At 51.5% G+C, this 13272-nt stretch carries 11 protein-coding genes; 4 read left to right on the plus strand and 7 right to left on the minus strand.

The annotated features are described in order from the left end of the window. Window positions 1–69: 69 nt before the first annotated feature. From KNP95_RS10665 to KNP95_RS10690, 6 genes are all read right to left on the minus strand, one after another. Complete coding sequence (locus KNP95_RS10665; RefSeq protein WP_214837054.1) at window positions 70–1041, minus strand: YsnF/AvaK domain-containing protein; 972 nt, start codon at window positions 1039–1041, stop codon at window positions 70–72. Window positions 1042–1277: 236 nt separating this feature from the next. Beyond that, window positions 1278–2321, minus strand: coding sequence for a LacI family DNA-binding transcriptional regulator (locus KNP95_RS10670; RefSeq protein ID WP_214837056.1), 1044 nt, complete (start codon window positions 2319–2321; stop codon window positions 1278–1280). 50 nt (window positions 2322–2371) lie between these two features. Continuing rightward, window positions 2372–3883, minus strand: coding sequence for an alpha-amylase family glycosyl hydrolase (locus tag KNP95_RS10675; RefSeq protein ID WP_214837058.1), 1512 nt, complete (start codon window positions 3881–3883; stop codon window positions 2372–2374). Between the two features lie 23 nt (window positions 3884–3906). Further along, window positions 3907–4740: a sugar ABC transporter permease gene (locus KNP95_RS10680; RefSeq protein WP_021066667.1), complete on the minus strand. Its 834-nt coding sequence runs from the start codon at window positions 4738–4740 to the stop codon at window positions 3907–3909. Window position 4741: 1 nt separating this feature from the next. Then, window positions 4742–6097 (minus strand): carbohydrate ABC transporter permease, encoded by a 1356-nt coding sequence (locus KNP95_RS10685; protein ID WP_021066668.1) that lies wholly within the window; start codon window positions 6095–6097, stop codon window positions 4742–4744. A 105-nt stretch (window positions 6098–6202) separates the two neighbouring features. Further along, complete coding sequence (locus tag KNP95_RS10690; protein WP_214837060.1) at window positions 6203–7468, minus strand: extracellular solute-binding protein; 1266 nt, start codon at window positions 7466–7468, stop codon at window positions 6203–6205. A 372-nt stretch (window positions 7469–7840) separates the two neighbouring features. Between KNP95_RS10690 and KNP95_RS10695 the strand changes: the two genes are divergently transcribed. Then, window positions 7841–9625 (plus strand): glycoside hydrolase family 13 protein, encoded by a 1785-nt coding sequence (locus KNP95_RS10695; protein WP_214837062.1) that lies wholly within the window; start codon window positions 7841–7843, stop codon window positions 9623–9625. Window positions 9626–9781: 156 nt separating this feature from the next. After that, window positions 9782–11140, plus strand: coding sequence for an MATE family efflux transporter (locus tag KNP95_RS10700; protein ID WP_021066671.1), 1359 nt, complete (start codon window positions 9782–9784; stop codon window positions 11138–11140). 46 nt (window positions 11141–11186) lie between these two features. Here KNP95_RS10700 and KNP95_RS10705 read toward each other — a convergent pair whose 3' ends face one another. Beyond that, complete coding sequence (locus KNP95_RS10705; RefSeq protein ID WP_029595950.1) at window positions 11187–11921, minus strand: enoyl-CoA hydratase/isomerase family protein; 735 nt, start codon at window positions 11919–11921, stop codon at window positions 11187–11189. Window positions 11922–12076: 155 nt separating this feature from the next. Between KNP95_RS10705 and ybaK the strand changes: the two genes are divergently transcribed. Together ybaK and pssA are read left to right on the plus strand one after the other, a co-directional pair. Then, a complete protein-coding gene (gene ybaK, locus KNP95_RS10710; RefSeq protein ID WP_021066673.1) occupies window positions 12077–12541 on the plus strand; it encodes a Cys-tRNA(Pro) deacylase in 465 nt (154 codons plus the stop codon). Between the two features lie 20 nt (window positions 12542–12561). Next, window positions 12562–13260 (plus strand): CDP-diacylglycerol--serine O-phosphatidyltransferase, encoded by a 699-nt coding sequence (pssA, locus tag KNP95_RS10715; RefSeq protein ID WP_021066674.1) that lies wholly within the window; start codon window positions 12562–12564, stop codon window positions 13258–13260. The last annotated feature ends 12 nt before the right edge of the window (window positions 13261–13272 follow it).

The following is a 13272-nucleotide window of genomic DNA, read 5'->3' on the forward strand; positions in this document are numbered from 1 at the left end:
GGTTACTTGGCGAAAAAAAGGATGGTCCCTCAGAGAGAGCCATCCTTGTCGAGGTACTTGGTCAATCGATTACAGGCGGTCACGCTCGTCGCGACGTTTGCGATCGAGATCATGATCGCGATGGCGAAGGTCGTCTTCCCCTTCGATATGCGCTTCTTCTTTACGCAACGTCTCACGTACCGTTTCCGTATCTTTGACTTTCTCTTTGCCGACGATGATTTCTTCGGCAACGACATCTTTCTTCGTCACATCGACACGTTCTTCCGTGACCGGTACGCGAATCTCATCGCGGTCAGTCGTCGCATCGAACGAATGCCCCGTCGCTTCACGGTCCCCATCGACACGGCGACGTTCGACATACACTTCATCGTGCTCGACTTCGACATCGACGCGTTCTTCGCGTTCGACGACCTCTTTCTCGACGCGAACTTCACCAGTCTGCACACGTTCCTTGTTCACAAGGAGACGCTCTTCGTGCAACTCGAGTTTCTGTTCGTCCGTCAAGTCCGTACGGTTACGGATGTCCTCATCCATATCGTTGAAGCGGTTCGAGTTGACGCCTGCACCTGTTGCACCGATGCCGGCACCGGTTACGCTAGACCCTGTTCCGAAGTCACGCGCGGTCATATTGCCCGCTTCGTTACCTTCTGATCCGTAACCAGCTGATGTGCGGCCGCCTTCGAACGTATCGTTACGTCCGTCGTCAAACACGCCGTCATTCTTGTCGAGCAAGAGGACCATGCCGCCGTTTTCGATATCTTGGTGATGACGCGCCGTCTCTTCTTCTGAGAAGCCGAGTTTATCGAACGTGTGACGTACTTCGTCTCCGCCGTCTGCTACTCCGAAGAAACGATCGAGCCATGACGCTTTCGTTTCTTTTACTTCTGCATCCGTTGAACCTCGAACCATTGAAAGGTTCGATTTATCTTTCACTACTACGTATAAATCATCTTCGCGATGCCCTTGAGCACGAAGCTCATCAATTTTTGAAACAAGCTCTGACTCCTGATAGTAAGTGCCTACATAACGTTTGTTATCCATGATTGTATCTCCCTTTCAAATTCTTTATTTTTTGGTTGTTGGCTGAGCGGATTCGCAATGATCTGCCATTCGGCCGGTAATGTAAATGTTCCCCCACTCTTTCTTTTCAAGCACTATTTTCACATTTGTAACCTTTTTGTAACATCATGACTTTTGACCGATTGATTATTCTACTATTATTATGTCTCATTTTTTACACAAAAAAAATTCTTCCGCAGTATGCGGAAGAATTTCGCTTAATCGACGACTTCTGTTTTCTTTTTCTGACCACATGACTGACGAACGACCAAATAATGCGGAACGATGACGCGTTTCCCGTAAGGTGGCGCGCTGTCTCCAATCTGTTCAATCAGACAGTTCGTTGCCTCGAAACCGAGGCCGAAGATGTTGATTTCGACCGAAGTGAGCGGCGGATTCGAATGTTCGGCGATGAAGACGTTGTTGAAACTGACGACGGCGACGTCCTCAGGTATCTTAAGCCCCATCTCACTGAGCGTGCTGATGACGCCGAGTGCCATCATGTCGTCACTGACGACGACGGCTGTTGGCGGCTCTTCTAGTCGAAGCAACTCTCGTACAGCTTTAGCCCCACCCTTTGTCATGAACTCGGCACGGGCGATATAGTCTTCCCGGACCGGGATGCCCGCTTCCATCAACGCTGTCGCGTACCCGTTACGACGATCTTGCGTGACGGCGAGTTTATCCGATCCCCCGATGAAGGCAATACAACGATGACCAAGATTATACAAGTGCTTCGTCACTTCACGCCCGGCCAAGTAGTTGTCCGTATCGACATATGTGATTGACGAGGCGTCCCCAAACGGCTTCCCGACGACGACGAACGGGAATTTTGTCTGACGTAAATATTGAACGACTTTGTCATCTTCACGTGAGTACAAGACGATGACACCGTCGACACGGCGCCCTTGGACCATCTCGATGACCCCCGACAAGACCTCTTCTTCGGTCACGCCCGTCGTCATGTAGAGCGAGTAACCGTTTTGGTGTGCTTTCGTACTAATTCCACGCAATACTTCAGGAAAAAAAGGATTTTGTAGCGTTTTCGTCGCTGCGCTTGGCATGACGAGGCCAATCGATTGCGTCGAGCGGTTGGCGAGACTTCTCGCGTGAATGTTCGGATGGTACCCGAGTTCCTCCATCGAACTGCGTACACGCTCTTTTGTTTTCTGACTGATTCGCGGACTGTTGGCGATGACGCGAGACACGGTCGACGGTGCGACATTGGCGTGTTTAGCGACATCTTTAATCGTGATTTGCATGATGCTCCCCCTTGCTTCCGTTAATTCATAGTTCCCTAGTCAGGGTATCGTCAGCTCGCGCTCTTGTGACGTCTCCACATGACCAATCCAGTCAAGAAAATCGGGATGGTAATGACGAGTAGACCGATCGTCCACATGTTCACTTCCGACTCTTCGACAATGTAGGCGTTCGCGCTTTCTCCTGCGAGCTTGATAGTGAACGTGCCACGGCTTTCCGTGACAAGTTGTGAGAACAAGAGACCACGAAGGCGTGTATCTTCTCCGACTTCGTTTACCTCGAATTCAATCTCTCGGTCCTCAGCGTTCATATTGATGGCGTATAAGGCGACATCGTCGCCGTCACGACGTTCAAACACGGCCATGCCGTCCTTCGAAGCGATCATACGCTGTTCGCCGGTCGCGAAGACTGGATATTCTTCTCGCATCCGGTTCATCATCGTGACGTATTCATGGAGCTCTTCATTTCCAGGGAAATCGGTCATGGCCCGGTTCGCCGGATCGGCTCCGCCCTTTTGTGCGTTCTCCGTCCCTTGGAAGACGATCGGCATGCCTGGAGACGCATAAAGGGCGAACAACCCGAGGCGTAGGCGACGCTCGGCCGACTCGGCCCCGCCGAGTTCCGCGACGTGCATGAATCGTTCTACGTCGTGGTTATCGAGGAACGTCGCCATTTGGTTCGGGTCGTTGAAGAACGTCTCGGCGTAGCTGGCGGCCACGTCGATTTCGTCTACACTCGCCGACTTTTGCGTCATCGTCTTCGAGACGCGGTCGTAAAACGTGAAGTTCGTGATGCTGTTGAAGCCTAGGTCATCATATTCCGCGACGTACTGTGGATCTGGGTCGAACACTTCGGCCAACAGATAAAAGTCGGGGTCGACGGCCCGGACCGCTTTAACGAAGTCTTCCCAAAACGGTTTGTCGACGTGACGTACCGTATCGAGACGATAGCCGTCAATGCCGGTCTCTTCAATCCAATACGTTGCCGCCTCGAGTAAGTAGTCTTTCACTTCCGGATCTTCCGTCTCGAAGTCCGGCAAGTCGAACAGCCAGTGCGTCTCGACTTGTTCTTGATCGTTCCAAAGCACGATCGGCAACTCGTCATGGAACCAGTCCGGTCGTTCTTCGACCCATGGATGTTTCGGACCGACGTGGTTGACGACGAAGTCGAGGATGACTTTCATGTCCCGTTTATGGGCCTCGTCAACGAGTTCTTGCAAATCTTCTTTCGTCCCAAATTGGGGATCGATGTTATAAAAGTCTTTAATCCAATATCCGTGATAACCGTCCGGCATGTTCTCAAACACCGGTGTCAGCCAGACGGACGTGAACCCGAGCGACTCGATATAATCGAGCTTTTCAATCACGCCGCGGATATCGCCCCCGTGAAAGGCTTTCGGGTCATCTTTGTCGACCTGCGCGTTGTTGTCCGGATTCCCGTCAACAAATCGGTCGACCATGATAAAGTACATGCGTTCCTGTTCCCATGATGCTGCTTCTTTCGCTCCGACGATTGTTGGAAACAAAAGAAGCGACAGAAGAACGAGCACGACGCCTCGCCTCATATCGCTTCCCCCTTAAGTGAGTATTATCCTTTCGTACCACCGGCAGTGAGACCCGAGACGAAGTAGCGTTGGAACATGAAGAACAAGAGGACGATTGGGAGGGCCGAAAGGACGGCGCCTGCCGCGAACAACGTGAAGTTGTTGTCGAACTGTCGAGAGATCATGTTGTAAAGACCAACCGCGAGCGTCTGTTTCTCTGGTGAACGAAGGACGAGCGATGCCAAGATGAAGTCGTTGAACGGGCCCATGAAGTTGAACAAGGCGATCGTTGCGACGATTGGCTTCGCGAGCGGCAAAATGATTTGCCAGAAGATACGAAGGTGACCGGCACCATCCATCCGAGCAGCTTCATCGAGCTCTTTCGGAATCGTATCGAAATAACCTTTTGCCAAGTACGTGTTCATCGGGATTGCGCCTCCGGCATACAGCAAAATAAGGGCTGTGTGCGTATCAAGAAGGTTGAGCATGTTCAAGAGCACGTAGATGGCGATGATGGCAACGAATTGCGGGACCATCTGTAAGACGAGGAACATGACGAGCGAGTTCTTCCGTCCCACGAAACGGTAACGCGAGAAGACATAACCTGTAATCGTTACCAAAACGACTGAGAGCAACATTGTGATGACTGCAATTTTTAATGTGTTCACATACCATAAACTATAATCCGAAATAGATAGATCGAACAAGTTTTTATAGTGAATAAATGTCGGGTTCGACGGAATGATGGTCGATGTGATCGTACGACCCGGGTTGAATGACGTCCCGACCACCCAAAGCATTGGATAGAGAATGATGATCGACGCAAGCGTCAAGATGACATAAGAGAACGCCAAATTGATTCGTTTTTGTTTTTTCATATCAGATCATATCCTCGTCTTTGAAAGATTTTGTCCGACGGAACTGGATGACGGCAAGTGTCATGATGAAGAATGACAAGATGAGCGTAATCGCAGCCGCAAGTCCGTATTGCGGGTTGGCTCCGAGCGACAATTTGTAAATCCATGAAATCAAGATATCGGTACCACCGGCAGTTTGGCCCGGAACAGCCGGTCCACCACCGTTAAAGAGATAGATGATGTTGAAGTTGTTGAAGTTGAACGTGAACTGCGTGATGAGAATCGGTGCTGTTGCGAACAAGAGCATCGGCAATGTGATTAAACGGAACTTATCAAAGATGGTCGCACCGTCAATCGTCGCCGCTTCATATAAGTCACCCGGGATGGATTGAAGCACCCCAGTCATGAGCGTCATGATGAACGGGAAGCCGAGCCACCATTGAATCAAGATGAGCGCACTGCGTGTCGCCGTCGGATCGGTCATCCAGTTGATCGGATCAAGTCCGAACGCCGGAAGAATCGTCGTATTGAATACCCCGAACGATTCGTTGAACATCGAACGGAAAATCAAGATCGTGATGAACGCCGGTACGGCCCATGACAAAATCAAGATTGAGCGGAACAAACGACGGAAGCGAAGACCTTCTTGGTTCAAGAGAACTGCAAGGAAGATCCCGATGGCGATGACACCGACCGTCGAAGCGACTGTCCAGACGAGCGTCCAACCAAGAACGCCGACGAACGTGTCACGGAAAATATCAATTTCAAAGATTCGTGTGAAGTTCTCAAATCCGACCCATTCCACGAGTTTCGCCGGTGGTGCGTTGTTGTAGCGATAGTTCGTGAAGGCGATCAAGAATGTGAAAATCAACGGAAGAATAACTGTGAAGACGAGCAAGATGAGCGACGGAATTAACATCAGGTATGGGAATCCGTGGTCGCGCAAGTTGCGAAGTTGCACTTGGAACGTTGCAACGTTTAGGTGCTGATCACGAATGCGACCGACTCGGTAAGCGTCACGAATGTTCCAGACGTAGAACGCGATTCCGAAGAAAAGTAAGATCAATGCGACAATACCTTCTACCATCAAGAAGATGGAATGGTCGTTACGAGGTCCTGCCACTTCGCCAAGCGTGATCAATCCCCAAAGGCCGCCACGGTCGCCAGGTCCAGCGCCTGCTCCTTTGAAAAAGAGATCGTAGTTTACTGCAAAATAAGACATGATGACAATAAAGAAAGCGATCGCTTTCGCTTTTTGGTTGTTATAAAATTGACCGGCTCCCGGAATGATCGAGAGTAATGCAGCGTTCCGAGCATGATTGGTCGGTTGTTTGTCCGGACGTTGATCCGGCGTTTTCGGGTTCGCAATTGAAGCCATCCTCAATTTCTCCTTTCAATTTGAGCAAATCAATCGAGCAAGCGTTTGCTCAATTCTAGAAAATGAGGGGGAACGCCAGTCGGCGTACCCCATCATCTCTTGTCCTTATTGGTTGTTCGCTTGGATTTGTTGCTCGATGACTTTAACAGCATCGTCAGCTGATTTTTGTGCATCTTGCTTGCCAGTTGCTACGAGCTGAAGTGCTTGTGCCATTGGCTCCCAAACTTGTCCCATTTCAGGAATGTTAGGCATTGGGATTGCGTTCGTCGCTTGATCGAATACCGCTTTCGCAACTTCGTTCGACGTGATTGTCTCATTCGACTCGAGTGCTGCTACTGGTGGAATCTCGTTGTACGCTTCGAACATTTTCAATGCGTTCTCTTCGTTCGTGAGTTCTGTGAGGAACATTTCAGCCCACTCTTGGTTTTCTGTGTAAGCAGAAAGTGCGTATGTCTTCACGCCCATGAACGTCTTGATTGGCTCACCGTTTGGAAGTGTCGGCAATGCAGACGCTCCAAGGTTGACGCCAGCATCTTGGTAACCAGCTACGGCCCATGGTCCGTTCATGACTGTGTGTGCTTTCTTCTCAGTGAAGAGTTGGTCCATCGCTTGGCCACCAGACTCGCCGATCAACCCTTTAGGGAAGAGGCCTTCTTGGTACCATTTGCCGATGTAGTCGAAGCCTTCAACTGCGCCTTCGTTGTTCAAACCGATGTCAGTTGGGTCGAGCGCGCCGCCGTCTTCTTTGAAGACGTAACCGCCGAAGCCAGCCACTACACCGTGAGCGAAGTAGAAGTTATCCCAAAGACCGAGGAAGCCGTACTCGCCTTTGTCTTTAAGATCTGTAGACAACTTGTACAAGTCGTCCATTGAAGTAGGAGCTTCTGATACCAAATCCTTGTTGTACATGAGGACTGGTGTTTCAACTGATTTCGGATAGCCGTAAGCTTGTCCGTCGAACATGACAGCCGATTTCGAAGCGTCTGTGAACGCTTCAAGTGCGCCTTCATCCGTAAGTGGAGCCAAGTGACCTTGGTCAGCGATCGTTCCGATTTGGTCGTGTGGTACGAGAACGATATCAGGACCTTTACCAGCTGGGCCATCAAGCGCCAACTTGTCTTTTTGATCCGTCATTTGGACTTCAACGACTTCAACTGCGACGCCGTGTTCTTCTTCAAACGCCTTCGCAACTTCTTTCGTCGTTTCCGACTTTTCAATATCTTCCCAAATTACGATTTTTTCTGGCTTGTTCTCGCTAGAAGAACCGCCTTCGTTAGTAGAACCGTTGTCCGTACCGCCACCACATGCAGCAAGTGCACCGAAAGCGAATACTGCCGTTGAAAGTCCTGCTACCATTTTTTTCATCTTCATGATGAAAAACCTCCCCAAGGAATAGTATGGTCAGATTTGCGCAATCGCACTGGCCTACTGATTTTAAACAACTCCGCTACAGAATCAGTAGGTTAGTGAAAACGTTTGCATCCTCACCTCAATTTTTATTATACAGTTGTGTAAGCGTTTTACAAGACTTTTTTTTAGGAATTTTTCCTGCTGTTGTCCCATTTATCTCTTTTTGAACTTTTTGTAGGTGTTTTTCTTATGAAACAAGGAATCGAACGATTGACAAAATGTAAACGCTTTATTACCCTTTGCTTGAGCAAACGTTTTCACAACTGTTATTTCTTTTCTGAACAGACAGTGTAAAATGGTTATAACCCTTAATAGAGAAAGGAATTCAAACCCATGATCAAAGAAGCCATCTACCACCGCGCCATGTCCCCTTTCGTGTACAAGTACGACCGAGAAACGATACATATTCGATTCCATACGAAAAGAAATGATATCCAATCTGTTGACTTAATTTGGAATGACCCCTATGACTGGCATTCGGAAGACCCGGCCATGTGGAACTTCGATCCGGACAAGCCGAGCTTCTGGCGTACGTTCGAGACACCGATGGAAAAGATTGGACACGACGACCAATACGACTATTGGTTCATCGCCATCAAGCCGCCATTCCGCCGGCTCCGTTACGGCTTCCGCCTCCATGACGGCAATGAGACGGCCGTCTATACGGAAAAAGGTTGGTTCGAAGATAAGCCGCTCGATGACACGGGCTACTATTTCTGCGTCCCATTCATCAACCCGGTCGACATCTTCCATGCCCCGTCGTGGGTGAAAGATACGGTCTGGTATCAAATTTTCCCGGACCGATTCGCGAACGGCGACTCGTCACTTGATCCGGAAGGCACACTCCCTTGGAACAGCACCGAACCGACAGTCACAAACTTCTTCGGCGGCGACTTCCAAGGAATCATCGATCATATCGACCATATCGTCGACCTCGGCATTACCGGTATTTACTTCTGCCCAATCTTCAAGGCGACGACGAACCATAAGTACGATACGCTCGATTATATGGAAATCGATCCTCAGTTCGGAACGAAGGAACAGTTCAAACAACTCGTCGACCTTCTACACGAGAACGGAATCAAAGTCATGCTCGACGCGGTCTTCAACCACGTCGGGTACAACCACCCGTGGTTCCTCGACGTCGTCGAGAACGGACCGCAGTCGGAGTACCGGGACTGGTTCTACCTTCGTGACTTCCCGATCGAGACGACACCGAAGCCGAACTACGATACGTTCGCGTTCGAGAAGAACATGCCGAAAATCAATACGGAGCACCCGGCGCTAAAAGCTTATCTATTAGAAGTCGCGCGCTATTGGGTCGAGGAGTTCGGCATCGACGGCTGGCGTTTGGACGTCGCCAACGAAGTCGATCATGCGTTCTGGCGCGACTTCCGGAAAGCCGTGAAACAAGCGAACCCAGACGCGTACATCCTCGGTGAGATTTGGCATGACGCGCAGCCGTGGCTTCAAGGCGACCAGTTCGATGCGGTCATGAACTACCCGTTCACGAACGCGAGCCTCAACTATTTCGCACTCGACCGGACGTCCGCTTCCGAGTTCCGGGATGAATTGACGCGCGTCGAGATGATGAACACGACGAACGTGAACGAAGTGACGTTCAACTTGATCGATTCGCATGACACGCCGCGTGCCCTTACACGAGCGAAAGGACATAAAGGAAAGTTCAAGTTGCTCATGACGTCAATGCTCACGTATACAGGTAGCCCATGTATCTATTACGGTGATGAAATCGGTCTCGAGGGTGAACAAGATCCAGGCTGCCGCCGTTGCATGCCGTGGGATGAGACGCAGGAAGACCGTGAACTGTTCCGCTATATCCAAAAATTGATTCGCCTTCGTAAAGAGCACCCGGTGCTCGCCAACGCCGGCTCGTATCGCTTCAACCTCGTCGATGACGAGTCGAACGCGCTCATCGTCGAACGCTGCACGAAAGACGAGACGTATTTGATATACTTCAATAACTCAGAGACGGTATCGAAGCTGAACCCGCTCTGGCATACAGGAAGCGCTTACGATTTGCTTCACGACCGCGATGTAGACTCACTCGAAGTCGAGCTCGCACCGTTCAGCGCGACGATTTTGAAAATGAAATAAATTCGGTTTTGCACCCGCCTCGGCGGGTGTTTTTTTTGTTGAAAATAATTTGCTAAATCCCTTTCTTTTTCATTTCAAAAGGAGTAACATGACCCTTGTGATTTTGACAACGTAAATATTTCATAGAGAGAATTGTAGAAACAAGGGAGAATACACATGCCGAATAAAAACACCGAACAGCTCAGTTTATTTAAAATATCGTGGCCAATCTTCATCGAGCTCGCGCTCCATATGGGGACCGGGATTATCGCCACGCTCATGCTTGCCCATTACTCTGATGCCGCCGCTTCTGCCGTCGGCGTCGCCAACCAAATTTTGAACGTCTTCTTAATCGTCTTCAGCGTGACGTCGGTCGGCGCGACCATCTTAATTGGTCAAGCCATCGGCGCCAATCGGATGAAGAAGAGCCGTGACTTCGCCCGTTCTGCCGTCAGCTTGAACATGTGGCTCGGTGTGATCATGGTCGCCGTCGTGTTCTTGTTCGGTGAGACGTTCCTCCGCCTGTTCGGTCTATCGGATGAGCTGTTCGACCACGGTCTCTTGTTCTTACAAATCGTCGGGTTGTCGCTCTTCACCGAGGCGCTCATCATGGCGCTCAGTTCCGTCCTCCGGAGTCACGGGATGACGAAACATGCGATGCTCGCGACGCTTCTCATCGATATCATCACGGCCATCGGAGCCATGATCGCCGTCATGGGTTGGTTCGGCCTCCCGGTGACAGGTGTCGCCGGTGTCGCCTGGGCCATCGTCATCGCCCGTTTCTCGGCGATGGTACTCTTGTTCTGGATCGTCAAGAAGCGACTCATGCTCCGCTTCCCGCTCAAAGAATTGATTAAGCCGCAACGCGATGATATCCGTGCCTTGCTCCAAATCGGGGTACCATCGGCCGGAGAGAACTTGTCGTACCAGTTCTCGCAAATCATCATCACCGGTTTCATCGCCACGATGGGTGAGGCGTCCCTCGCCGCTCGCGTCTACGTCATGAACTTGTCGATGCTCGCCTTCTTGTTCACGGTCGCAGTCGCGCAAGGAACACAGCTGTTGATTGCCCGTGACATCGGCGGGAAACGGTTTAAAGAGGCGTATACCCGCGCCGTCAAGACGTTGAAGCTTGCCATGTTCGCGTCACTCGTGGCCTCACTCGGACTCGCCGTCTTCGGTAAGTCGTTGCTCGGCCTGTTCACGTCGAACCCGGACATCATCGCCGTCGGCGTACCGATTTTATGGGCGACACTCATCCTGGAGCCAGGTCGTGCCATGAACATCGTCTTGATGGGATCGCTCAAGTCGGTCGGCGACGTTCGCTTCCCGGTCATGATTGGAATCGCCTCGATGTGGGGCGTCGCCGTCGTCTTCAGTTATTTGTTCGGTCTCCAGATGGGGCTCGGCGTCCTCGGGATTTGGCTCGCCTTCTCACTCGACGAGTGGTTCCGCGGTTTCTTCGCCTTCCGGCGCTGGAAATACGGGACGTGGCAACAAAAAGGCTTCCAGTTCGAACCGAAGCCAACTTCATAACCAATCAAAAAGAAGCGGTCGCTGTGACCGCTTCTTTTTTTATCGATTATCGATTTAAGAATGCCTGCATCGCCTGGCGATGAACGTCCGTCTGCCCACATTTCCGTTGCCAGATAATCTCTTGCTCGAGCCCGTCCTCGAACGAATCGGCTCGGAACAACGCCTTCATGCCTTGCACCGCTGTCGGTGACTTGGCTGCGAGCGTCTCGGCGTATGTCGTCAACCGCTCCAAGTACGCCTCATCCTCGACGAGCTCCGTGACGAGACCGAACGTCTCGGCCTGTTCGGCGTCAATCGTGCTGCCGCTCCACATCCAAGCGAGCGCGAGATCTGGTCTCATCAAGCGTCGTAAATGGTATGGTCCCCCGGCGTCGGCGACGAGACCGATTTTGATGAACGCCGAACTGAACTTCGTCGACCTTGCGACGAGCCGGACGTCCGCGGCGAGCGCCAGACTGAGACCCGCCCCCGCGACGACCCCATGAATGCCGGCAATGATTGGTTTCGGACAGTCGGCAAGCGCCCGCACGAGCGGATGATACACCTCTTCTAAATACACTCCATAGTCGGCGTCACTCTCAATCGTCAAGTCCTGTCCCGATGAGAAGGCACGTCCTTGCCCGACGAGCACGATGACGTGGACGGCCTCATCCGCCACGAGCTGCTCCATCGCTTCCCTCGCCTCGCGAAGCAACGTCTCATTTAATGCGTTCAATTTTTCCGGCCGGTCCCATTTCAGCCAGCCGACCCCGTTCCGCTGTTCCAGTTGAATCGTTTCCATCCTAATTTCCCCCTTCATGATAAAATGAATCACTATTCATTTCTCTATCATGGATTCTGTTTCCTTCTTGTCATGAAAATTTTCCGAGTTCGATTGCCCGACGCTACCACTATTTGCTATTCTTAAAAGAGTCGTTCAACGAAAGGGTGGGACCGATGCAACTGACAAACGCCGCAAGACAACTGAAACAACGGAACGTCCCGTTCACGTATCACACATATGAAGTGGACGAGTCCGACGTCTCGGCCAAGCATGTCGCCGCATCACTCGGTAAACCGCTCGACCAACTGTATAAAACGATTTGTCTCGAGAACGAGCAACGCCGATTCGCCTTCTTTTTGATTTCAGGAGAGCTCGATATCGACTTAAAAGCGGCCGCAAAAGCCTGGGGTGCCAAAAAGGCGTCGCCCGTACCGATGAAGGAACTCGAGGCGCTGACCGGGTACATCCGGGGCGGGGTCTCGCCGATCGGTGCGAAGAAACGATTCCCTGTGTTTCTTCACGACAGCGCCAAACGAAAAGACACGATTATCATCTCGGCCGGAAAACGCGGCTATCAACTCGAACTCGCTCCGGCTGACTTGCTCGGATTCACGGACGGTCGCTGGTTCACTCAATAACAAAGATGGAGGCAATACCTATGTGGAAAGAACGAATCCGCTCGTGGATTCCTAACTCATTTACGTTCGGCAACTTGTTCTGTGGCGTCTTGGCCATCGTCTATGCGGCGCGCGGCGACTTTTCGAACGCGACGTTACTGATTATCATCGCCATGATGCTCGATAGTCTCGACGGACGGCTGGCCCGTATGCTCGGAGTGGCCGGTGACTTCGGGAAAGAACTCGACTCGCTCGCCGATGTCGTCACGTTCGGGGTCGCCCCGGCGTTACTCGCCTACTACACGTTCTTTATCGATTACGGCAATTACGGCCTCTTCTTCGCCGCCCTATTCCCGTTGTTCGGCGCCTACCGCTTGGCCCGCTTCAACTTATCGGCGACGAACGTCACGGCCAGCTACTTCTCAGGCGTCCCGATCACCGCGGCCGGCGGACTGCTCGCCGTCGTGACGACGTTCGGGGACCAGATTAATGAACTGCTCACCCCAATCTTTTTCACGGGTCTCGCCCTGCTCATGGTCAGCCGCGTGCGTATCCCGAGTTTCAAAGATGTGCCGCTCCCGCGCCATTCGTTCATCATCACAGTCAGTCTCATCTACTTGACGTACATGATTTTCGCCCGGTGGAAAGAATGGCCGTCGTTCTGGTTCATCGCCGTCACATTCTACGTCTTATTCATCGCCTTCTCGTTCGTCAAGAAACGAAAACGGATGGCGAATTGATGGGTCCCTCTC

Origin of the sequence: Exiguobacterium sp. s36 (assembly GCF_018618345.1) — a bacterium.
GTDB classification, from domain to species: Bacteria; Bacillota; Bacilli; order Exiguobacteriales; family Exiguobacteriaceae; genus Exiguobacterium; species Exiguobacterium chiriqhucha.